The organism is Faecalibacterium prausnitzii (genome assembly GCF_003324185.1).
Lineage (GTDB): Bacteria > Bacillota > Clostridia > Oscillospirales > Ruminococcaceae > Faecalibacterium > Faecalibacterium prausnitzii.
In genome coordinates this window covers 43,196-66,327 of the sequence record NZ_PXUP01000002.1, presented here as the reverse complement: position 1 = coordinate 66,327, position 23,132 = coordinate 43,196, and the positions used below count along the sequence as shown (strand labels likewise).

21 protein-coding genes and 1 pseudogene are annotated in these 23,132 nt (G+C 56.9%); 8 read left to right on the top strand and 14 right to left on the bottom strand.

From position 1 onward, the window contains the following. Nucleotides 1-83 precede the first annotated feature (83 nt). The 11 genes and pseudogenes from rpoD to coaD form a co-directional block, all read right to left on the bottom strand. A complete protein-coding gene (gene rpoD, locus C7J97_RS01645) occupies nt 84-1,166 on the bottom strand; it encodes an RNA polymerase sigma factor RpoD (RefSeq protein WP_005926193.1) in 1,083 nt (360 codons plus the stop codon). A 48-nt stretch (nt 1,167-1,214) separates the two neighbouring features. After that, nucleotides 1,215-2,990: a DNA primase gene (gene dnaG / locus C7J97_RS01640; protein WP_112120761.1), complete on the bottom strand. Its 1,776-nt coding sequence runs from the start codon at nt 2,988-2,990 to the stop codon at nt 1,215-1,217. A gap of 25 nt (nt 2,991-3,015) precedes the next feature. Further along, nucleotides 3,016-4,014 carry a deoxyguanosinetriphosphate triphosphohydrolase gene (locus C7J97_RS01635; protein WP_015538447.1) on the bottom strand — a complete coding sequence of 333 codons (999 nt, stop codon included), beginning with the start codon at nt 4,012-4,014 and terminating at the stop codon, nt 3,016-3,018. Between the two features lie 142 nt (nt 4,015-4,156). Continuing rightward, complete coding sequence (locus tag C7J97_RS01630) at nt 4,157-4,777, bottom strand: IMPACT family protein (protein WP_005926201.1); 621 nt, start codon at nt 4,775-4,777, stop codon at nt 4,157-4,159. Nucleotides 4,778-4,890: 113 nt separating this feature from the next. Then, entirely contained in the window at nt 4,891-5,829 is a 939-nt protein-coding gene (locus C7J97_RS01625; protein WP_112120764.1) for a CAP domain-containing protein, read from the bottom strand. Between the two features lie 547 nt (nt 5,830-6,376). Beyond that, nucleotides 6,377-6,850: pseudogene (locus C7J97_RS01620) on the bottom strand (electron transfer flavoprotein subunit alpha/FixB family protein); the annotation flags it as partial. A gap of 71 nt (nt 6,851-6,921) precedes the next feature. Beyond that, entirely contained in the window at nt 6,922-8,091 is a 1,170-nt protein-coding gene (locus tag C7J97_RS01615; protein ID WP_005926213.1) for an acyl-CoA dehydrogenase, read from the bottom strand. A 106-nt stretch (nt 8,092-8,197) separates the two neighbouring features. After that, the gene (locus tag C7J97_RS01610; protein WP_055184540.1) at nt 8,198-9,070 is read right to left on the bottom strand and encodes a 3-hydroxyacyl-CoA dehydrogenase family protein; all 873 of its coding nucleotides are present in this window, start codon (nt 9,068-9,070) and stop codon (nt 8,198-8,200) included. 39 nt (nt 9,071-9,109) lie between these two features. Beyond that, a complete protein-coding gene (locus C7J97_RS01605) occupies nt 9,110-9,895 on the bottom strand; it encodes an enoyl-CoA hydratase-related protein (RefSeq protein WP_113991856.1) in 786 nt (261 codons plus the stop codon). 124 nt (nt 9,896-10,019) lie between these two features. Next, nucleotides 10,020-11,237, bottom strand: a complete 1,218-nt coding sequence (locus C7J97_RS01600) for an acetyl-CoA C-acetyltransferase (RefSeq protein ID WP_113991855.1) — start codon at nt 11,235-11,237, stop codon at nt 10,020-10,022. Between the two features lie 81 nt (nt 11,238-11,318). Beyond that, the gene (coaD, locus tag C7J97_RS01595; RefSeq protein WP_113991854.1) at nt 11,319-11,819 is read right to left on the bottom strand and encodes a pantetheine-phosphate adenylyltransferase; all 501 of its coding nucleotides are present in this window, start codon (nt 11,817-11,819) and stop codon (nt 11,319-11,321) included. A 502-nt stretch (nt 11,820-12,321) separates the two neighbouring features. Here coaD and C7J97_RS01590 point away from each other — a divergent pair. From C7J97_RS01590 to C7J97_RS14940, 4 genes are all read left to right on the top strand, one after another. Then, the gene (locus C7J97_RS01590; protein ID WP_113991853.1) at nt 12,322-13,668 is read left to right on the top strand and encodes a butyryl-CoA:acetate CoA-transferase; all 1,347 of its coding nucleotides are present in this window, start codon (nt 12,322-12,324) and stop codon (nt 13,666-13,668) included. A 48-nt stretch (nt 13,669-13,716) separates the two neighbouring features. Continuing rightward, nucleotides 13,717-14,979, top strand: a complete 1,263-nt coding sequence (locus C7J97_RS01585) for an AI-2E family transporter (RefSeq protein ID WP_170126614.1) — start codon at nt 13,717-13,719, stop codon at nt 14,977-14,979. A 91-nt stretch (nt 14,980-15,070) separates the two neighbouring features. After that, entirely contained in the window at nt 15,071-15,226 is a 156-nt protein-coding gene (locus tag C7J97_RS14945; protein WP_154251456.1) for a hypothetical protein, read from the top strand. 18 nt (nt 15,227-15,244) lie between these two features. Further along, the gene (locus tag C7J97_RS14940) at nt 15,245-15,421 is read left to right on the top strand and encodes a hypothetical protein (protein ID WP_170126613.1); all 177 of its coding nucleotides are present in this window, start codon (nt 15,245-15,247) and stop codon (nt 15,419-15,421) included. 93 nt (nt 15,422-15,514) lie between these two features. Here C7J97_RS14940 and C7J97_RS01580 read toward each other — a convergent pair whose 3' ends face one another. Continuing rightward, nucleotides 15,515-16,945, bottom strand: a complete 1,431-nt coding sequence (locus C7J97_RS01580; RefSeq protein WP_113991852.1) for a radical SAM/SPASM domain-containing protein — start codon at nt 16,943-16,945, stop codon at nt 15,515-15,517. A 168-nt stretch (nt 16,946-17,113) separates the two neighbouring features. Further along, on the bottom strand, nt 17,114-17,689 hold the full coding sequence (locus tag C7J97_RS01575; RefSeq protein ID WP_097783896.1) for a TetR/AcrR family transcriptional regulator: 576 nt from the start codon (nt 17,687-17,689) through the stop codon (nt 17,114-17,116). 270 nt (nt 17,690-17,959) lie between these two features. Here C7J97_RS01575 and proC point away from each other — a divergent pair, with 270 nt between their 5' ends. The 4 genes from proC (at nt 17,960) to C7J97_RS01555 (ending at nt 21,718) form a co-directional block, all read left to right on the top strand. Beyond that, the gene (gene proC, locus C7J97_RS01570; protein WP_113991851.1) at nt 17,960-18,766 is read left to right on the top strand and encodes a pyrroline-5-carboxylate reductase; all 807 of its coding nucleotides are present in this window, start codon (nt 17,960-17,962) and stop codon (nt 18,764-18,766) included. Nucleotides 18,767-18,773: 7 nt separating this feature from the next. Beyond that, on the top strand, nt 18,774-19,571 hold the full coding sequence (gene proB / locus C7J97_RS01565; RefSeq protein ID WP_015538439.1) for a glutamate 5-kinase: 798 nt from the start codon (nt 18,774-18,776) through the stop codon (nt 19,569-19,571). A gap of 3 nt (nt 19,572-19,574) precedes the next feature. Next, nucleotides 19,575-20,837 carry a glutamate-5-semialdehyde dehydrogenase gene (locus C7J97_RS01560; protein ID WP_113991850.1) on the top strand — a complete coding sequence of 421 codons (1,263 nt, stop codon included), beginning with the start codon at nt 19,575-19,577 and terminating at the stop codon, nt 20,835-20,837. A gap of 440 nt (nt 20,838-21,277) precedes the next feature. Further along, the gene (locus C7J97_RS01555; RefSeq protein WP_005926266.1) at nt 21,278-21,718 is read left to right on the top strand and encodes a methylglyoxal synthase; all 441 of its coding nucleotides are present in this window, start codon (nt 21,278-21,280) and stop codon (nt 21,716-21,718) included. 108 nt (nt 21,719-21,826) lie between these two features. Here the strand turns inward: C7J97_RS01555 and C7J97_RS01550 are convergent, their stop codons facing one another. After that, entirely contained in the window at nt 21,827-23,095 is a 1,269-nt protein-coding gene (locus C7J97_RS01550) for a methionine gamma-lyase family protein (protein ID WP_113991849.1), read from the bottom strand. Nucleotides 23,096-23,132: the final 37 nt, after the last annotated feature.

The window sequence follows — 23,132 nt, the reverse complement described above, 5'->3', positions numbered from 1 at the left end:
TACTTTTCCGCTTCCCTGCCGCAAAAAGAAGAGGCCGCCGCACGGAACGCCGTGCAGCGGCCTTGTCCTATTATATAGAATGCTCACTCGTCCAGATAATCCCGCAGCAGCTTTGCGCGGCTGGGGTGGCGCAGCTTGCGCAGCGCCTTTGCTTCGATCTGACGCACCCGCTCCCGGGTCACGTTGAACTCCTTGCCCAGTTCTTCCAGGGTGCGGGCACGGCCATCCTCCAGACCAAAGCGCAGGGTGATGACCCTCTCCTCCCGGGGCGTCAGGCTTTTAAGGACGTGCAGCAGTTCCCGCCGCAGCAGCTGGCGCCCGGCTTCGTCCACCGGGACACCGGCGTCCTCGTCCTGAATAAAGTCCTCCAGATGGGCGTCCTCTTCCTCCCCCACCGGCGTTTCCAGACTGATGGGTTCCTGCGACAGTTGCAACAGTTCCCGCACCTTGTCCGGCTCCATATCCAGTGCGGCGGCGATCTCCTCCACGGTGGGCTCCCGCCCATTTTTGTGCAGCAGATCGCCTGCCGTTTTCTTGACCCGGTTGATGCTCTCCACCAGATGCACCGGGATACGGATGGTGCGTCCCTGATCCGCAATGGCGCGGGTGATGGACTGACGGATCCACCAGGTTGCGTAGGTGGAGAACTTGAAGCCCCGCTCCGGCTCAAACTTTTCAGCAGCCTTCATCAGGCCGAGGTTGCCCTCCTGAATGAGATCCAGAAAAGGCAGTCCACGCCCGGCGTAGCGCTTGGCTACCGATACCACCAGCCGCAGGTTTGCTTCGCTCAAGGCGCGGCGGGCATCTGCATCCCCGGCCCGGGCAGCCTTTGCCAGCGCCATCTCCTGTCCGGCGGTCAGCAGCGGCACCCGGCCGATCTCCTTTAAATAGGTCTTGACCGGATCATCCAGTGCCACACCCTCCGAGGATAGTTCATTCTCCAGCCTGCCGATCTGGGCATCATCCAGCACAGGCAGCTCGGCAGGCTCCTCCTCTGCCAGATGAACGCCCCGCTGCTCCAGCGCCGCGTAAAGCTCGTCCAGCTGTGCAATATCAAAATCCGCTTCTTCCATGGCACGGCTGATCTGCTCTGTGGTCAGGGTGTGACGGTGAGCCTTTGCGGCAAGGCTGCGGGCAAGTTCTTCCGTTTGCGACAATTTCTGCATGATTCCTGCTCCTTTTCTCTCCAGCTCCAGCCGGAGGGAAAACAGGGATCAGTCTTGTTCGGGCAGAGTCCCCTGCTTTTTTTCGCGCATCGACTGAAGATACTGTGTGATCTCATCGCCGGACATTGCAGCAGCTTTGCTAGCAACCGGCATTCCCCGGGCGATCCTGTCCAGATACAGACGGATATCGTCCGGGGTGCAGTTCACATCGCTGTATTGTGCCGCAAGCCGGCTCAGTTCATTCAATGCTTCTTCACTTACAAATGCCCGCAGTGCAGTCAGGCTGAGTTCCACGCCCTCCCGGCTGCAATTGAGCATCGCTTCGTATAGTTCCTTCTGCTGCGGCTGGATGAATTGCTCCGCCGTCAGCTGCTGTTTGGCCAATTCCAGATAGCGGGGCTCCCGCAGGATGGCTGCCAGCAGCCGCTGCTGGGCGCTGGCGATGCCCAGCGCCTGACTGCCGCCTGCGCTGTAAGGCACCTTGATCTGATCCATCTCACCGGAGCGCAGCAGCTCGCGATTTTTCTCCCGGCGGTACTTGCCGCCCGCCCGCTTTACTGCGGTGCCCAGCTGCGCCAGAATGGCGGTTTTGGAGATGTTGGTCTCCTCTGCCAGCCGCCCGGCGTACACCTCCTGCTCAGTGGGGTTAGAGCGCTCGGCCAGCATCTCCACGGCTTCCTTTACATATTGCAGCCGCTGCGCATCCTGCGAGAGATCATACTGGTCTCGCAAGCGCTTGAGCCGGAAGTCCAACGCATTGCCCACCCCGTCCAGAAGTGCCTGAAAACGCTCCGGGCCGTATTTTTTGATGTATTCGTCCGGGTCCTTTGCGCCGGGAATCTGCAAAACGCCCACCTTTACCGGGCTGTTGCGGAACAGTTCCAGTGAGCGCAGGGTCGCCTTCTGGCCAGCCTCGTCCGAGTCATAGCTCAGAATGACCTCATCGGCATACTCGCTGATGATGCGCACTTGCCCGGGGGTCAGGGCGGTGCCGCAGGCGCAGACGGCGGTGTCGATGCCCGCCTGCTGCATACTGATGACATCCATGTAGCCCTCGCACAGCACGAACCGCCGGGAGGCGCTGCGCTTGGCGATCTGCATGGCAAACACCGTCTCGGATTTGTGGTAGACCAGCGTTTCCGGGCTGTTGACGTATTTGGGCTTGGAGTCGTCCATCACGCGCCCGCCAAAGGCAATGATGTTGCCGCGCAGATCAAAGATAGGGGTCATGACACGCTTCCAGAACAGACAGTAGATGCGCCCGGACTGGCTGCGTTTGAACAAGCCGCTGGCGTCCAGTTCCTGCTGGTTGTAGCCCTTATCCCGCAGGTACTGGTACAGTGCCTGCCCATCGTTGGGGGCATAGCCCAGCCCGAACCGGACGATGGTCTTATCGTCCAGCCCGCGCCGCCGCCAGTAAGCGCGCGCCTGCCGTGCCTCCTCCACGGTAGAGTTCAGGCAGGCGTGGAAGAAGCGGGCGGCCTCCTTATTCATGGAAAGCACCCGGCTGCGCAGACGTCCGGTCTTGTCGTCCTCCTGCGGCTCCGGCATACCGGCGCGGGAAGCCAGCATCTTGATAGCTTCGCCGCTGCTGATATTGTTGATCTTTTTGACAAAGCTGATGGCATCTCCGGCTGCCTGACAGCCGAAGCAGTAAAAGCTTTGGGTGTCAGGGTACACATAGAAGGACGGCGTTTTTTCGCTGTGAAAGGGGCACAGACCGCCGTACAGCCGTCCCTTGCGCTTGAGCTGCACATAGCTGCCCACCAGTTCCACGATGTCGGTGCGGCGGGTGAGCTCCTCGATGTATTCGTGTGGGATCATGTTGTTTTAAACGACCTCTCCAGTTTTAAAGGACGTGCCATTTCTGGGGCACGAACAGTTCTTCAAAGGTGCGGATGGCAAACTCGTCGCTCATACCGCTGATGTAGTCGGTGACGGCGCGTTCCCGTCCCTCCTGATAGGCCAGCTGCACATAAAAGTTGGACATCTGATCCACATGGGTCAGGTAGTACTCGTACAGTTCCGCGATAAGCTTGTCCACCTTCTGCTCCTCGCGCTTGGCGTTTTTGTCCACATACACGGTGGCGTACATGAAATCCCGCAAAGCGAGAAAAGCCTCGTATTCCTCGGTGCCCATGCGGACATCTTCCTCGCTGTGGGTGAGGATGCTGTTGATCATAGTGGTGATGCGGGCGGACTTAGTCTGCCCCAGCACTGCCGTGCAGTCCTTGGGCAGGGTGGCAGCGTCCAGCACACCGGCGCGCACGGCGTCCTCGATATCGTGGTTGACAAAGGCGATCTGATCCGCAAGACGCACGATGCGCCCTTCCGGGGTAGCCGCCCATGTGCCCTTGGTGTGGGTAACGATGCCGTTGCGCACCTCCCATGTCAGGTTAAGACCCTCGCCATCCTTTTCCAGCCGATCCACCACACGCAGGCTTTGCATATAGTGGTGGAAGCCGTCCGGGCAAAGGTCGTTCAGTGCCTTTTCGCCTGCGTGGCCAAAGGGAGTGTGCCCCAGATCATGCGCAAGGCTGATGGCCTCGGTCAGATCCTCGTTCAGGCGCAGACCCCGGGCAATGGTGCGGGCGATCTGCGAAACTTCCAGCGTATGGGTCAACCGGGTGCGGTACAGGTCACCTTCCGGCGAGAGGAACACCTGCGTTTTCTGCTTGAGACGCCGGAAGGCCTTGCAGTGCAGCACCCGGTCGCGATCCCGCTGGAACACCGGGCGCAGCGGGTCCTGCGGCTCCGGCACGACTCTGCCGCGGCTTGCATCGCTGAAGGTCGCCCACGGTGCAAAGGTGAGGTGTTCGATCTCCTCGGTTCTCCGGCGCACATCCATACAGATCCTCCTTTTGTTTTTCGGGCTTCTCCCCTCCCCTCTGCGCACAGCCGATCCCAATTGCTGCGCTACGGCAATTGTAGCACATCGGCCGTGTCGAAGGGGGAAGTTCCGTGTCGGTTTGCAAAAAAGACTTTGTTTTTTAAAATGGTGCGTAGAACGGGTCAGACACCGTTACCTGAGCGCTGCCCCGGGTCAGTTCCCGCAGCTGCTCCAGCAGCGGGGCTTCGGTATGCTCCGGCATCTGCCAGCGCAGGGTGACCCGGTCTGTAAACTCCGGCGGTGCCTGCTTTGCCCCGGCGGCGTCAATGAGCAGAGATGCACGCTCGTAAAGGGCGTAGTCCACTGTCACTTGTAATTCCACCACGCTGCGCACAGTGACCACCTCGGCGTTTTCCAGCGCACGGGCAGTGGCGGTAGTGTAAGCGCGCACCAAGCCGCCGGTGCCCAGCAGCACCCCGCCAAAGTAGCGGGTGACCACCACGATCAGGTCTGTCAGGCCGCTGTGCTGCAACACTTCCAGCGCGGGCGTACCGGCGGTCTTGGCCGGCTCGCCGTCATCGGAATAGCGCTCGCGGTTGCCCGCCCGCAGGCGGTAAGCGTAAACGTTGTGCCGCGCGGTGCGGTTAGCCGCCCGCACCTGCTCCAGAAAAGCCACCGCAGCTTCCTCACTGTCAGCAAAGGAAAGCTGTGCGATAAAGCGGCTTTTTTTCTCTTCATATTCGCCGGTGGCCGTGCCCCGGACGGTGCGGTAATCCTCCACGTTAGATCCTCCTGATAATAACTCAGAATAAGTATAACACAAACGGGCGCAAATAAAAAGACTGACGAAGCCTTGCGGCCCCGCCAGTCTTTTTATAAGAAGAAAGCAGTTAATCACTTGGTAAAGATTTGGATCCACTGATGACCCCAAGTGCTGTTGCTGTTGTAGTAGTAACCAACACTCATCTTGCGAGCCTCAGGGTTCAGGATATTGGCACGATGGCCTTCGGAGTTCATCCATGCATTGACGACTTCTTCAGGAGAGACGCTGCCCCATGCGGCATTCTCGCCGGTGGGGGTATCGGTGACGCCATAGTCCTTCAGGACGGTGAAGCACTTAGAGCCATCGGGACGGACGTGGGAGTTCACAACGGCGATCTCCTCGGCGCGGGTCTGTGCAGCGGCGGTCAAAGCGTCATCGCCCATTTTCAGAGCAGTCAGACCATACTTTGCGCGCTGGGCATTGACCAGATTCAGAACTTCCTGACGGTAATCCTCGGTGTGAGAATTTTCGGGGTAAGAGAAGATCAGCACCCAATAGTTATTGTAAACACCGCCCTCATAGTAGCCAACGCTCACGGTGGTAGCATCGGCGTTCAGGATACGCTCGCGGGTGAAGTCGGTAGCCATCCACTGATCCATTGCGGAATCGGGGGTGGAGCAGCCGGCCATGTAGTTCTCGCCGATGGAGACATCGCTGATACCGTTCTCTGCCAGAACGGTGAAATCGCGCTGACCGTTGGGACGAACGTAGGAGTAAGAAACTGCCAGCTCTTCGGCACGCTCCATTGCAGCGGCGTTGTGGTTGCTGTCGCCCAAAGCAACAGGAGCCAGACCAGCCTGTGCACGCTCGTTATTGATCAGGGTCAGGAAGCTGCGCTGGTAAGCGTCTTCCTCAAAGTAGGAGTTCTCTTCTTCCACAGAAGCGGTGGCAGGCATGGCAGCCTGTGCAGCGTTTGCGGTGACGGGCTTGAAGCCTGCAAAGCCAAAAAACACAGCCAGCGTCATTGCAGCTGCTGCGATATTCTTCACGGTACTCATTGCACGCTTCATAAGATTGCCTCTGGTCTGTTGCCTTATGCAGTGTGATCTTGGATATTGCAACTCGTTTGCAACTCTGTCGTATCACATCCGCAACTCTTGTGTAACAAGAGTATCACAAAACCATACAGACGTCAAGAGGTTTAGAGCTTGATTTGCAGAAAAAATACAGATTTTTTAAAAAATTCTCGCCTTTTTATCGCAACTCAAGCGTAACAAAGAGTCCGAAAACGTTACAGTTGTGTTGCGATTCTCGCCAAAACAAGCCAAGTGCAACAGTTTCCGCACACTTTTTGGGACGCTTCGGTGCGTTTCGTTTTGTATATCACTGTATTTATATGCACCGCTTTGCATATCGTGGTTTCTGTGTACGTTTTTGTGGCGCTTCGCTGTGTTCCCTTCTGCGTTCCTTTCCTGTGGAGCAAATCGGAGCTGCTGTGCAGTGGCCGGCACAACAGCTCCTTTATAAAAAACACAAAAAAGAGGCCGCTGCACAAAAATGTGCAACGGCCTCTCACAATTCAGGCTATGCTATTGAACAATGCTCAGGAACAGGCGATCACAGAGCAGCCTTTGCTGCCTCGATCTGCTTGATCAGCTCAGGCACGACCTTGAACAGATCGCCCACGATGCCGTAGTCAGCAACGCCGAAGATGGGAGCACCCTCGTTCTTGTTGACGGCGATGATGCACTCAGAATCCTGCATACCGGCGGTGTGCTGGATAGCACCAGAGATACCCAGAGCCACATAGATCTTGGGGTGCACAGTCTTGCCGGTCTGACCGACCTGATGGTCAGCGGTCATCCAGCCTGCATCGGTGACGGCACGGGAAGCGCCCACGACACCGCCGCCCAGAGCGGCTGCCAGCTGCTCGGCCAGCTCGATGCCCTTGTTGACATCCTTGCTGATACCACGACCAACGGAGACAATGACATCTGCGCCGATCAGGTCGACCAGCTTCTCAGCGGCCTTCTCCACGCTCAGCACTTCGGTCTTGATGTCCTCAGCGGTCAGGCTGAAGGCGGGCTTGACGGACACCTTGCCGGAGGTATCAGGAACCTGCTTTACACAAACAATTGCTTTCATTGTAACTCTTGCCTCCCTTACTTCAGCAGCGCGCCGGAAATGACCATCATCTGCACTTCGCTGGTGCCCTCGTAGATCTCGGTGATCTTGGCATCACGCATCATGCGCTCGATGGGGTAGTCACGGGTGTAGCCGTAACCACCGAACAGCTGCAGGCAACGGCGAGTCACATCGCTTGCGGTGCGGGCCGCGATCAGCTTAGCCTGTGCAGCCTCGACGCTGTAACGAACCTTTGCGCCATCCATAGCCTGCTGCTTCTTCAGAGCGGCAGCATAAACCAGATACTTAGCAGCCTCAACACGAGCCTTCATCTCAGCCAGCTCGAACTGAGTGTTCTGGAAAGCAGCAATAGCACGGCCGAACTGCTTGCGCTCCTTGACGTAAGCAATGGTCTCCTCCAGAGCGCCCTCGGCGATGCCCAGAGCCTGAGAAGCGATGCCGATACGGCCGCCGTCCAGCGTAGCCATAGCCAGCTGGAAGCCCTTGCCGCGCACGCCCAGCATACGATCCTTCGGGATACGGCAATCCTCAAAGATCAGCTCGCAGGTAGAAGAACCGCGGATACCCATCTTGTCCTCTGCCTTACCAACAGAGAAGCCCGGGTCGGTGCGCTCCACGATGAAGGCGGAGCAGAGCTTGGTGGGACGGCCGCGCTTATCCAGCACGTTATCGGTAACGGCGATGACGATGAACACATCAGCAAAGCCTGCGTTAGTGATGAAGATCTTGGAGCCGTTCAGCACCCAGTAATCGCCATCTTCCTTGGCAATGGTCTGCTGACCCTGCGCATCGGTACCAGCGCCCGGCTCGGTCAGGCCGAAAGCACCCAGCCACTCGCCGCTGCAGAGCTTCGGCAGGTACTTAGCCTTCTGCTCGGGGGTGCCGTTCTCGTAAATGGGGGCAGCGCACAGGCTGGTGTGAGCAGAGACGATGACACCGGTGGTGCCGCAGACCTTGCTCAGCTCCTCCACGGCCATGACGTAGGACAGCACATCGCCGCCTGCACCGCCGACCTCAGTCGGGAAATAGATGCCCATCATGCCCAGCTTGCCCATCTTTTCGACGGTCTCCTTGGGGAAGTATTCCTCTGCGTCAACCTTCTTTGCCAGAGGCTTGACTTCGTTCTCAGCAAACTCGCGGTACATTTTCTGCACCATCTGCTGCTGCTTGGACAGAGTAAAATCCATCGCTATATCCTCCTAACAGGTCTTTTTTCATTTACCGGAATAGCCCGGTGCAAACAAATTCCTCCCGACCGCTTTCCCCGCAGCCGGGAGAAATGTTTATCAGAATTTACAGCTGGTCAACAGGGGTCTTGGTGCGGTCTGCGTTGTAAACGTAGAAGCCCTTACCGGTCTTGCAGCCCAGATTGCCGCCACGCACCATCTTGCGGATCAGCGGGCAGGCACGGTACTTGCTGTCGCCGGTCTCGTTGTACAGCACGTCCATGATGGCCAAGCAGATGTCCAGACCGATGAAGTCGCCCAGTTCCAGGGGTCCCATGGGGTGGTTAGCACCCAGCTTCATAGCGGTGTCGATGCCGGCGATATCGGAAACGCCCTCCATCTTAATGAAGGCAGCCTCGTTGATCATGGGGATCAGGATGCGGTTGACCACAAAGCCGGCAGCCTCGTTGACCTGAACGGGGCTCTTGCCGATGGCAACGGCGATCTCCTTGATCTTCTCAACGGTCTCAGCGGGGGTGTTGCAGCCGGCGATGACCTCGATCAGCTTCATACGGTCTGCGGGGTTGAAGAAGTGCATACCGATCAGGGGACGGGACAGACCCTTGCCGATCTCGGTAATGGACAGAGAAGAAGTGTTGGAAGCGAAAACGCACTCGGGCTTGCAGATCTTATCCAGCTCGCCGAAGGTGGTCTGCTTGACCTTCATATCCTCGAAAGCAGCCTCAACGACCAGATCGCAGTCTGCGCACAGATCTTCCTTCAGACCCGGGGTGATGGCGGCGACGATTGCGTCAGCCTTCTCCTGAGTCATCTTTCCCTTAGCGACCAGCTTCTCGTAGCCCTTCTTGATCTTTGCCAGACCATTCTCGGCCCACTCCTGCTTGATGTCGCACAGAGCAACGGTGTTGCCCTCAACCTGTGCAAATGCCTTTGCGATGCCCTGACCCATAGTGCCAGCGCCGATAACACCGATCTTCATAGGAAATCTCTCCTTTAATATCAAAAATTATGTAATGGATTAGTTGTTGGTGAACACTGCCTTGGGCTTCGGTTTCTCACGGGACAGGAAGCAAGCCATGCCCTCTTGCTGATCGTGGGTCTCGAAGCAAGCGCCGAACAACTTCTCCTCGACCTCAACAGCCTTCTCGATGGGCAGGCTGATGCCGTCGTTCATTGCCTTCTTGCAGTTACGCACAGCAATGGGAGCGTTCTTTGCGATCTTGCCGGCCAGCTTCAGGACATTCTCCATCAGCTCAGCCTGCGGATACACGGCGTTGACCAGACCGATGCGGTAAGCCTCGTCAGCCTTGATGTTCAGCGCAGAGTAGACCAGCTGCTTTGCCATGCCCATGCCGACCAGACGAGCCAGACGCTGGGTGCCGCCGAAGCCCGGGGTGATGCCCAGACCGACTTCCGGCTGACCGAACACAGCGTTGTCAGAGCAGATGCGGATATCGCAGCTCATAGCCAGCTCGTTGCCGCCGCCCAGTGCAAAGCCGTTGACGGCTGCGATGACGGGGATGGGGAAATGCTCGATCATCAGGAACACATCATTGCCCAGCTTGCCGAAGGCCTCGCCTTCTGCCTTAGTCATGGTGCTCATAGAACCGATATCAGCACCAGCAACGAAGCTCTTGTCGCCTTCGCCGGTCAGAACGATGCAGCGGACAGTCTCCTGATCGACTGCCTCAAAAGCAGCCTTCAGGTCAGCCAGAACCTCGGGGTTCAGGGCGTTCAGTGCCTTGGGACGGTCGATGGTAATGATCTCAACAGCGCCCTGCACCTCGGTTTTTACAAATGCCATTGTGAAAACCTCCATTTCATACAGTTCAGTTTTTTTCAAAACAGCCCCCAGAACGCAGGAGAGCTCTCCGGTTCCCTCCGGCGCTCCGGGTCTGTGGTTCAGTCAGGATTCAGAGAAAGAGTGCTTAGTCCATCTCAACGATGGTAGCGCAGCCCATGCCGCCGCCGATGCACAGGGTAGCCAGACCCTTGTGAGCACCACGGTGCTTCATAGCGTACAGCAGGGTGACCAGAATACGAGCGCCGGAAGCGCCGACCGGGTGACCCAAAGCGATTGCGCCGCCGTTGACGTTCAGCTTGTCCTTATCGAAGCCCAGAGCCTCGCCGACAGCGATGGACTGTGCTGCGAATGCCTCGTTGGCCTCGACCAGATCCATATCAGCAACGGTCATGCCGGTCTTGGCCATGACCTTCTTGGTAGCAGCGATGGGGCCCAGACCCATGACCTCGGGCTCAACGCCTGCCAGAGCACCGGCAACCCAAGTTGCCAGAGGCTTCACGCCCAGCTCCTTAGCCTTCTCCTCGCTCATGACGACCAGAGCAGCAGCGCCGTCGTTGATGGCGGAAGAGTTACCAGCGGTGACGATGCCGTCTTTGGTGAAGGCGGGCTTCAGCTTTGCCAGAACCTCGGGAGCGCTCAGACGGGGGCCCTCATCGGTATCGAACACGGTGTCGCCCTTCTTGCCCTTGATGACAACAGGAACGATCTCGTCCTTGAAGGCGCCGTCCTTGATGGCCTTGTCAGCCTTCAGCTGGCTGTTGTATGAGAACTCGTCCAGCATCTCGCGGGTGATGGGGCTGTAGCCGTACTTCTTCTGATAGGTCTCGTTGGTGCAGACGTTCTCAGCGGTCATGCCCATGTGCTTGTTGAAGCCGCAGGCATCCCACAGTGCATCGTTGACCATGGTATCCACGATCTCGCTCTTGCCCATGGGAGCGCCCATGCGGTAGCCGTAGCGAGCCTTCTGCAGTGCGAAGGGAGCCATATCCATGTTCTCCATGCCGCCTGCAACAACGATATCAGCATCGCCTGCCTCGATCATCTGAGCAGCCATGTTCACGCAGTTCAGACCAGAGCCGCAGACCACGTTGACGGTGACGGCGGGGGTCTCGATGGGCAGACCAGCCTTCAGGGCAGCCTGACGAGCGACGTTCTGGCCCAGACCAGCCTGAATGACGCAGCCCATGTAAACATGATCGACCTGCTCGGGCTTGACGTTTGCACGGTTCAGAGCCTCCTTGATGACGATGGAGCCCAGCTCAGCAGCGGGAACGTTGGCCAGAGTGCCACCGAACTTGCCGATGGCGGTGCGGCATGCAGATGCGATAACGATCTTTTTCATGTGAATAGCCTCCTGAATTGTGTATGTGTGTTACTTATCGGTTACCCATTTATCAAAACGCCCTGCGGCATTTTTGCGGTATCAGATCTCTTTCCTCTCCCGGAGCTGTGCGTATTTTTCGCTGACGGCCTTTTCCACATTGGGTGTGACGAACTTGCTGATGTCACTGCCGTAGTACGCTGCTTCCTTTACGATGGTGGAGGAAAGATAACTCCATTTGATGCTGGTGGCAAGGAACATGGTCTCGATGCCGGGCATCAGTGCGTGGTTGGTTTGCGCAAGCTGGATCTCGTTTTCAAAGTCCGTTACTGCCCGCAGTCCCCGCACCATTACGGATGCGTGGCGCTTTTTTGCGAACTCCACGGTCAGGCCGTCGAAGCTTTCCACGGTCACATTGGGGATGTTCTTGCAGCATTCCTGCAGCATAGCCACCCGCTCCTCCACTGTGAACAGCGGATGCTTGGCGCTGTTGATCAGCACCGCCACAATGAGGTGGTCGTTGATCTTTGCTGCGCGTTTGATGATATCAAGGTGTCCCTTGGTGACCGGATCGAACGACCCGGGATAAACTGCTGTTGCCATCGGTCAGTGTCCTCCTTATGCGCTGCAATTATTAAGCGCGATGTGGTTCTGCCATGATAGCACTTTCCAGCCTTGGGTGCAACCTGAAACTGCTGCGGTGCGTTTTATCGTTAAATTTTAAACGAATCATCTCGCACTGCTCCGCAGTTGCTTCCCACGCTATTAGTAAAGCACATCGTCAAAATTTTATCAAGTCTTTTTCTCAACTTTTTTGTTTTTTGCGTACCAAACAATCCCCACATAAAGCCAAGAAAACTGTTTATTATGCTATACTGGTTGTTTTTTAGCCAAAACTATTGATTCTACACTTTGTTAATGTTATAACTAAGTTGAGCTGTTCTGCGCAGAGCGGAGCACACACTGCTGCCTTGTTTATAAGGTTACCATACAGATGTGGCAAAACGGTGTGCATTCCGCAAAACAGGCGTAAAACAGCCGCATAATTTGTCCGCACAGAATTGTTTACAATTCTTTTATGTATTTTAAGAGAGGATGGTTTATAATGGATTGCAAGGAACTGTACGCACAGAAGCTTATGACTGCTGCGCAGGCTGCCGCTCTGGTCAAAAGCGGCGACTGGGTGGATTACGGCTGGGCCGTGAACACCCCTGTGGCCGTGGACGCCGAGCTAGCAAAACGCCTGCCGGAGTTGGAAGGAGTCAACTTCCGGGGCGGCATTCTGATGTGGGTGCCGGAGATCTTCCAGATCGACGACCCTGCTGCCCACATGACCTGGAACAGCTGGCACATGGGCGGCATTGAGCGCAAGGCCATTGCGCAAGGTTTCTCCTTCTACTCCCCCATCCGCTACTCTGAGCTGCCCCGCTACTACCGCGAGAGCAGCGACCCCGTGGATGTGGCAGTATTTCAGGTGACCCCCATGGACGAGCATGGCTACTTCAACTTCGGTCCCAGCGCTTCGCATCTGGGTGCTGTGTGCGAAAAGGCCAAGAAGATCATTGTGGAGGTCAACACCAATATGCCGCGCTGCCTTGGCGGCATGGAGAACAGCGTACACGTTTCTCAGGTAAGTGGCATTGTGGAGGGCACAAATCCCCCCATCGGCCAGATGGCAGCTGCCGGTGCCGCTACCGAGGTTGACCTGAAGGTAGCCAACCTCATCGTGCCGCAGATTCCTAACGGTGCCTGCCTGCAACTGGGCATCGGCGGTATGCCCAATGCCATCGGCGGGCTGATCGCGCAGAGCGATCTGAAGGATCTGGGCGTGCACACCGAGATGTATGTGGATGCCTTTGTGGATATTGCCAAGGCCGGCAAGATCAACGGCAGCCGCAAGCAGCTGGACAAGGGCCGTCAGGTCTACGCCTTTGGTGCCGGCACCCAGAAGATGTACGATTACCTGAACGATAACCCGGAGTGTATGTCTGCCCCGGTGGACTACACCAACGACATCCGCAGCATTTCCGCACTGGACAACTTTATTTCCATCAACAATGCCGTGGATATCGACCTGTTTGGTCAGGTGAATGCCGAAAGCGCCGGTGTGAAGCACATTTCCGGCGCAGGCGGTCAGCTGGACTTCGTGCTGGGCGCATACCTTTCCAAGGGCGGCAAGAGCTTTATCTGCCTGTCCTCCACCTTCTTTAATAAAAAGACCGGCCAGCTGGAAAGCCGTATCCGTCCCACGCTGGAGAACGGCAGCATCGTTACCGACACCCGCGCCAACGTGCACTATCTGTGCACCGAGTATGGCTGCGTGAATCTGAAGGGCCTGACCTCTTGGGAAAAGGCCGAGGCTCTGATCAGCGTGGCACACCCGGACTTCCGTGAAGAGTTGATCCGCGAGGCTGAAAAACTGCACATCTGGCGCAGAAGCAACAAAATTTAATAAGCGCTGTGGGTATTCCCGCTGCCCGCAGCAGGAATGGAGTTTGTCATGATGGACAAAAAGCCGCACATCAAACCGTATCTCTATGGGATGCTCGCAGGGTTTGGTGCCATTGCACTGAGCATCATCTTCTTTTTCCTCATTTACCGCTTTGACGGCTTCGGCTCGGCCATCTCTACCCTGACCGGCATCTTGATGCCCTTTATCTACGGTGCCGTCATTGCCTATCTGCTCAAGCCGGTGTGCAACAGCATCGAAAACTTTCTGCGCCGGTTCATCCCGGAAAAGATGAACGGTCTGATCAACGCGCTGTCCGTGGCGCTTACCATCCTGTTCGGGCTTTTGCTGGTGTATGCGCTTGTCATGATGATCGTGCCGCAGCTGATCACCAGCGTGACTACCCTGTACTACACCGCGCAGGCCAACATTACAAAGTTCATGAACTGGGCAAACCATCTGGAGTTTATTGAAAAGAACGAACAGATCACGGAGCTGCTCAATTCGGCTTACGCTGCCCTGAATACCAATCTGGACACATGGAACACATGGCTCAAGAACACCCTGCTGCCCTCCATGCAGAATATCGTAAGTGGTGCAGCCATTGGTGTGCTGAACGTGGTGACGGTGGCCAAAAACCTGATCATCGGCATCATCGTGGCGGTGTATATGCTGGCCAGCCGCAAGCGGTTCGTGCAGCAAGGCAAGCTGGTGCTGCACAGCATCGTCCGCCCCCGCTGGGCGCAGCTGATCACTGAGGAAGTGAAGTACGCAGACAAAATGTTCGGCGGCTTCATCAACGGCAAGATCATGGACTCTGCCATCATCGGCGTGCTGTGCTATATCGGCTGCCTGATTTTCAAGTTCCCCAGTGCGCTGCTGGTATCGGTGATCATTGGTGTGACCAACGTGATTCCCTTCTTCGGTCCCTTCATCGGTGCCATTCCCGCCACGCTGCTCATCCTCATCCAGAGCCCCATCAAGGCGCTGTGGTTCGTGCTGTTCGTGCTGGTTTTGCAGCAGCTGGACGGCAACATCATCGGACCTAAAATTCTGGGCAACACCACCGGCCTTTCCAGCTTCTGGGTACTGTTCGCCATCCTGCTGTTTGGCGGCCTGTGGGGCTTCGTGGGCATGATCGTGGGTGTGCCGCTGTTTGCCGTTATCTACGATGTCATCAAAAAGCTGGTCATCCACGGCTTGCAGCGCCATCAGGAGCTGACCCTGCTGAACAGCTATCACGACCAGTTCGGCGACCCCGCAGACGATGCAGCCGCACAGCCCACTGCACCGCAATCTGCTGAGAACCAGTAAACCTTCCCTGCCCCGCATCAGAGCACTTCCGATGCGGGGTATTTTTTAGCCATGCCGTATCATAAGAACGTATATAAAGGAGAACGATTTAATGGGTATTAAAATGATGTTATTGGGTATCGCCGTTATTCTGGCTGGGATTGCCTTATCTATAAGTAATATTTTTGCTTTTGTTGGTGGAGCCGCAGGTCTTTTAATCACAATTGCCGGTATGCTTGTACGGGGCAAAAACACAACCGAGAAATAATTCACGAAGGTTTGACAAATGACTTACACAATCGCGATCATTTCTACTTTAGCGGCATGGTTTGTTGGACTATTTGCAGACGTAAACATCGATTTTGGAGACCCACAAGGTTTTTTAGCTCTCAGAGTGCTGTTTCCTGTTTTAGCTATGGGAATTTGTATTCTAAAGGCAATTAAAGAAAGCGATAAGAAATAAATAGCCGCCAACATGCACAGCAAGACCCCCGCCTTATGTTCCGGGAAGGAACACAAAGCGGGGGTCGTTTATTGCTTTGATTCAGATTTCAGCTCAGTCCAGCGGATGAGAGGGCTTCCAGTCCTTATAGTTTTCGTACCGGCTCTCGCGGACCTTGTGGTGGGACCACACTTCGTCAGCGGTGGGCTGCCAGTTGGCGGCGTAGCTCTTGCACTTCTCACACAGGTGCTCGACGCTTTCCGGGGACTGCAGGTCGGTGTTGTGGGCACCGGTCTCGTGCACCATCTTTTCCAGCAGCTCGGGGTTTTCCAGCATCGGGCAGGGACGCAGATGGTTCTTGTTGAAGGGCTGACCGTTGTGGTAAGCCCTGAACAGCGGGCTGTGCAGAATTTCCAGAATAGACTGGTCGTGGATATTGGCGTTGGAGTAGTGGATGAACACGCAGGGCTCAGCATCACCGGCAGAGTTGATATGGAAGTAGTTGCGGCCACCGGCGATGCAGCCGCCCACGAACTCGCCATCGTTCTGGAAGTCCATGGGGTAGAACGGGATATCGCACGCAGAAGAGCGCAGATAGCGGATACGGTCAATCATATACTTGCGCTGTTCCGGGGTGGGCATCAGCTCCGGGGCGGCCTCATTGCCCACCGGCATATAGTGGAAGTAGAAGCCGAAGTGTGCCCCCTTCTCGCACAGGAGCCGCATGAACGCATCGTTGGTGACGGCCTCGATGTTCTGGCGGGTGTAGCAGATGGAGGTGCCGAAGATAATGCCGTACTTCTTGAGCAGATCCATGGCGTGCATCACAGCGGCATAGTGGCCTTCGCCGCGGCGGGCATCGTTGGTCTCCGGGGTACCCTCGATGGACAGCATAAAGGCGATATTGCCCAGACGCTGCACTTCTTCACAGAAGGGCTCGTCGATGAGGGTGGAGTTGGTGTAGATGGCAAACTGCACATCGTTGTGCTTTTCTGCCAGCTTGAGCACGTCCATCTTGCGCACCAGCGGCTCGCCGCCGGTCAGCATATACAGGTACACGCCCAGCTCCTTGCCCTGCGTGACGATCTTGTCCATATCCTCAAAGCTGAGGTTGTTCTTGTGGCCGTACTCGCCTGCCCAGCAGCCCACGCAGTGCATATTGCAGGCAGAGGTGGGGTCGAACAAGATCAGCCAGGGGATGTTGCACTGGTACTTGACACGGTTCTCACGGATCATCTTAGTGCCGCGGAAGAAGGCTTCGTAGCCCAGATTCAGCGCGGTGGTACGCGCCACATGGGGGTCGGTCTGATCCAGCACGCAGTTGATAAGTTTCGTCCACTTGCTGTCGGGGTCGGTCAGCACCTTTTTGGCGTTCTCGTAGGTCTCATCGCTGAAGCCGCTGCCGTAGAACTGCTTTGCAGCATCTACCAGCTGGTTCATCGTCTTTTCACGGTCTTGCTCGGCGCGGGAAAGCGCCACGTCCACTATTTTACCAAGCGCAGCACGCTGCATCTTGTGAGTCAGATTATCAAGAGATGTATTCATAACTTTTTCCTCCCGAAATGATTCCTTTGGAAATCCTTATTTTGCTTGACCACATCCTACCACTTTGCGCGTTTTTGTGCCATAAACAGAAAATACGCCGTGATGGAAAACCCATCACGGCGTATCCTTTGATAAAATTTTATTGAAGCCGCACAGCCACAAAGCACATCATTCCTCTATTTTCAAGCTGCCGCTGCTCAGGCGGCACAGCGCCCGGCGGAAATCTCCGTGGATCATGGTGCTCACGCGCTCCACCATCTTCTTGGGGTCGCCTTTCATATCCCGGCGGGTCCATTCCAGCGTCATACCCACCAGTGCATACTTGTAAAAATCGACAACAAACTGCTTATCTGCGTCCTGCACGGTGATATCGTGGCATTCACGGTCCGCAAAATCCTTCAGGATGGGGTCCAGCAGCCTATAAAGGTACTGCTCCACCTGTTCCCTGCCCACCGAGCGGTAAACGTTGAGCACAAGGGTCTTGTTATCCTGCAGTTGGCGCAGAACGTCCAGATAGGCTTCGCTCCATGTACCAAAGCCCCGGCGGCCTTCCATCGCCTTGGCGGCATCCTCCGCTAAGATCCAGTCCACCAGATCGTAAATATCCTTGAAATGGTAATAAAAGGTCATGCGGTTTACCCCGCAGTCCTCGGTGATATCGTTGATCGTGATCTTGTTCAGGGGCTTTTCCAGCAGCAGCTTCTTGAAAGATGCCTCCAGTGCCCGTTTTGTCGTTTGTGACACAAAAACCCATCCTTTCCCGGCAGACTCCTCTGCCGTTTCCGTAAATGATACCCCATAGTTTATTTTACCGCAAAATACGACCTTATTTCAAGTAGAGATTCTTACCTTTTTATGAAGTTTGTGTGTGCGCTGCCCGCCCCGAAAGTGCTGTTTTTACATTATATCCGCCCAAAATAAGACAAAAGTCTTGATTTTCTCCCAGCGGTTGCTTAGAATGAATAAGAAGCAGAATTTTATGCAGTACATACCTGCCGAGGGAGGGTTATTATTATGATGAAAACCATTGGGTTTTTAGGCTGTGGAAACATGGGCGGCGCTATTGCACGCGCCGTATGCAAGGCTACCGAGCCTGAGAATGTATTTCTGGCCAACCGCACGGCGGCCAAGGCCGAAGCGCTGGCTGCAGAGCTGGGCTGTCAGACAGCCACCAACGCCGAGGTGGCCGGGAACTGCGACCTGATCTTTCTGGCGGTGAAGCCCCAGATGATGGAGGCCATGCTGGAGCCCCTGCGGTTCATCCTTGCCGAGCGCACCAAGCGGTTCGTGCTGTGCACCATGGCCGCCGGCCTGCCGGTGGCACGCATTCAGGAGATGGCGGGCGGCGACTACCCTGTCATCCGCATCATGCCCAACACCCCGGCATCGGTAGGCGAAGGCATGATCCAGTATTGCTCTGCCAACGTGACCGCCGAGGAAGAGGCTGCATTCTGCCGGCTGATGGCTCCCGCCGGGCGTCTGGACGCCGTAGCCGAGGGCATGATCGATGCTGCAAGCTGCGTCTCCGGCTGCGGCCCGGCATGGGTGTACCAGTTTATTGAAGCGCTGGCCGATGGCGGCGTGGCCTGCGGTCTGCCCCGGGCAAAGGCACAGGAATACGCCGCACAGATGGTGCTGGGCAGCGCAAAGCTGGTGCTGGAAAGCGGCAAGCACCCCGGTGCGCTGAAGGATGCTGTGTGCAGCCCCGGCGGCAGCACCATTCAGGGCGTGCGGGTACTGGAAGAACATGGGCTGCGCGGTGCGGTGATGGATGCCGTGCTGGCTGCTTACGACAAAACAAAGGAAATGGGAAAGGGTTAATGGAATCATGCGCATCGTTGTGAAAGTGGGCACCTCCACATTGGCATACCCCACCGGGCGGTTGAACATCCGCCATGCAGAGGAACTGGTCAAGGTATTGAGCGATTTAAAGAACGAGGGACACGAGGTCATTCTGGTGTCCTCCGGCGCTATCGGCATGGGCGTGGGCAAGCTTTCGCTGCCTGCACGCCCAAAGGATACCACCACCAAGCAGGCCTGCGCTGCCGTGGGACAGTGCGAGCTGATGTACACCTACGACCGGCTGTTCAGTGCCTACGATCACACGGTAGCGCAAATTCTGCTTACCGGCGTGGACGTGGAGCACACCGAGCGCCGGGTGAACATCCAGAATACCCTGACCCGTCTGCTGGAACTGGGTGCACTGCCCATCATCAATGAAAATGATAGCGTTGCCACCGATGAGATCACTTCCATTGGCGACAACGACACGCTGGCCGCTATTGTGGCCTGCTGCTGCAAGGCCGACTTGCTGGTGCTGCTGAGCGACATCGACGGCCTGTACACTGCCAACCCCCACACCCACCCGGATGCGGCGCTCATCCCACTGGTGGAGGAGATCACCCCGGAGGTGATGGCGCTGGCAGACGGTGCAGGCTCTGCACTGGGCACCGGCGGCATGGCAACCAAGCTGCGGGCTGCCCGCATGGTGACCGGCAGCGGTGCGGATATGGTCATCGCCAACGGCGCACACCCGGAACTGCTGTATGATATCGCTGCGGGCAAGCCCATCGGCACCCGCTTTGCCGGGCACAAGCAGCCCGCGCTGTCCACACAGGAGGTTTGAGCTATGACCACACAGGAAATTCTGGAAGCCGCCCGCGGGGCAAAGGCTGCGCTGGCACTGGCTGATAGCGCCAGCCGCGCACAGGCACTGTGCAGTATGGCTGCGCAGCTGTGCAGCCCGGCAAACATGACGGCTATCCTTGCCGCCAACGCTGACGATATGGCCGCCGCAAAGGGACACATCAGCGAGGTGATGCTGGATCGTCTTGCCCTGACCGAGGAGCGCATCCGCGCCATGGCAAAGGGCATTGAAGAGGTCGCTGCCCTGCCCGACCCGGTGGGCCGGGTGCTGAAGCGGGTGGAGCGCCCCAACGGGCTGGTGATCGAAAAGACCGCCGTGCCCATGGGTGTGATTGCTATCATCTACGAGAGCCGTCCCAACGTGACCAGCGATGCCGCTGCCCTTGCCATCAAGAGCGGCAACGCCTGCATCTTGCGCTGCGGCAAGGAGGCATGGCGCAGCGCCAACGCCATTGTACAGGCGCTGCGGCAGGGACTGCGGGAGAACAGCCTGCCGGAAAACGCGGTCTGCCTGATCGAGGACACCACCCACGCCTCTGCCAACGCCCTGATGACCGCCGTGGGCTATGTGGATCTGCTGATCCCCCGGGGCGGTGCAGGGCTGATCCGCGCCTGCGTGGAGAACGCCAAGGTACCCTGCATCCAGACCGGTACCGGCATCTGCCACATTTTTGTGGACAACACCGCTGATCAGGCCAAGGCGCTGGACATTATTGAAAACGCCAAGGCCAGCCGCCCCAGCGTGTGCAACGCCGAGGAGGTGTGTCTAGTGCACTCTGCCATTGCGCAGGAGTTTCTGCCCAAGCTTGCACAGCGTCTTGGCCCCGACCGCGTGGCTGCGGGCAAGCTGCCGGTAGAACTGCGGCTGGACGCACGCGCCGCCGCCATCATTCCCGGCATGCCTGCCGGCCCTGCGGACTTTGACACCGAGTTTTTGGACTACATCCTTGCCGTCAAGGTGGTGGACAGTGTAGATGAGGCCATTGCCCACATTGCGCAGCACTCCACCGGCCATAGCGAGGCCATCCTGACCCAGACGCAGGCAGACGCCGACCGGTTCACCGCTGCGGTAGACAGCGCCGCTGTGTATGTGAACTGCTCCACCCGCTTTACCGACGGCGGCGAGTTTGGTCTGGGCTGCGAGATGGGCATCTCTACCCAGAAGCTGCACGCCCGGGGACCCATGGGGCTGGAGGAGCTTTGCAGCTACAAGTACGTTATCCACGGTGACGGGCAGATTCGCTGATCTCCCCTGCCCCGGCTTCTTCATAATTTTTTTACAATTCTGTCCGGCCTGCGGGCGCGGCAGAGCAAGTTTTTCACAGTTGAAAAAAATTTCCTGTACAGGCCGATGCAAGCTGCTTCGACCTGTATTTTTGTTTTACCGGGATGGACTGTATTTTAAAATGAATATGAAAACTGAAAAATTTTTCACCTTTCCCATAAAACGAGCGTTCTTGGATAGCGGTATGTATCCAAGAATTCGCCGTTTCTCACAATGTAAAAGTAGTACTTTTATGTTTTTATAGGTCAAAAAAGCAAAATTTTCTCTTGACAGAGCTTTTTTTGTGCGGTAAAATTATAGTGTAAGATTTGATATCGATTTCACTCTCGTTTCACAGAACTTCAAAAATTCGTACATCACAACTGGTACTATGTAAAAATAAGTAAAGGAGAGAGCATCCTATGACGATCGCAATTCTTGCCCACGATTCCCGCAAAGAACTGGCTCTGCAGTTCTGTACCGCTTACAGTGCCATCCTTTCCCGCAATAATGTTATCGCCACCGGTACCACCGGCCGGATGCTTGCGCAGACCACTGGTCTGCCGGTGCATTGCTACCTCTCCGGCAAGCTGGGCGGTGTACAGCAGATCACCTCCCGCGTTGCCTGTGATGAAGTGGATTTGGTGCTGTTCTTCCGCGACCCGCTGAAGGCCGATGCCGCCAGCCTGACCGAACAGAATCTGCTGCGCCTGTGCGATATGCACAGCGTACCCATTGCCACCAACATTGCTACTGCAGAGGTGCTGCTGCGTGGTCTGGATCAGGGAGATCTGGACTACCGCGAAGGGATGCACCCGGCTATGATCGAGCCGATCCCCGCCATGCAGGCCCGTGCCGTGTAAGCGTTTATTTGTGTGTTACTTTGTGTATAGAGGGAAAAAAGGAGCTATCGCAGCGTGTTGTGCGATAGCTCCTTTTGTTATAATGATATCCTGCCCGCAGGGCAAACATTACTCCTTAAAATAAGCTTTCTGGACAGCCAGCAGCACACCGGCGCGGCTGGCGGCAAAGTTCAAGCCGCCCTGCAAATAACAGGTATAAGGGGCGCGCAGAGGACCGTCGCAGGAAAGCTCGATGGTGCTGCCCTGCGTAAAGCTGCCGCTGGCCATGACCACCTCGTCGGTGTAGCCCGGCTCCGGGCTGGGTTCCGGGGCGGCGTAGCTGTCCACGGGGCTGGCGGCCTGAATGCCCTGACAGAAGCCGATGAGCGCTTCTGCCGTACCGGCATCAAAGCAGGTGACGATATCGTTGTGATCCTCGCAGTAGCGCGGGATGGGCTTTTTGCCCAGCAGCTCCAGCATACACTGGGCATAGATGGCGGTCTTGATGGCCTCGCACACCACGCCGGGGGCGTAGTAGAAGCCCAGATACATATCCCGGGGGGTCTCCAGCGTGCAGCCCAGCTCCTTGCCAAGGCCGGGGGCGTTCAGGCGGTAAGCGCACAGCTCCACCAGATCCCTGCGTCCCACGATGTAGCCGCCGGTGGGTGCAATGCCGCCGCCGGGGTTTTTGATCAGGCTGCCCACGGCGATATCCGCGCCCACCTGACAGGGCTCCTGTGTCTGGGTGAACTCGCCATAGCAGTTGTCCACAAAGATGATGATCTCCGGGTTTGCGGCGCGGGCGGTATCGGCGATCTTGCGGATTGTAGACAGATCAAAGGCGTTGCGCTGTAAATAACCGCGGCTGCGCTGGATGTGACACACCTTTGCGCCGGGGGCTTTCTGGGCGATCAGATCGTAGTCCGGGGTGAAGTCGGCCTTGAGGGGAGCTTCGTCGTAGTTTACGCCGTAGTCCATCAGGGTGCCGGTACCCTTGCCCTTGCCGTCCAGACCGATGACGCCCTCCAGCGTATCGTAGGGGCGGCCGGTGGCGGCCAGCAGGGTGTCCCCTGCCCGCAGCAGACCGAACAGTGCCACCGCCAGCGTGTGGGTGCCGCTCTGGAACTGGCTGCGCACCAGCGCGTCCTCTGCGCCCATGACCTGCGCAAAGATCTGCTCCAGCTTGGCGCGGCCGGTATCCCACAGACCGTAACCGGTGGTGCCCAGCATATCGGTGGAGGACATCTGGGTATCGGCAAAAGCCTTGAGCATCTTCAGCTGGTTGAAATCCCGGATCTCCTCCATCTGGCGGAAGTAGGGCTGGCACATCTCCATAGCCTTTTCGTCCAGCGCCAGCACCTCGGGCTTATAATCAAAAAAGTGGTTCAGAATCGACATTATAACGTGATAGTTCCTTCCTGTTATTTTTGGGTTC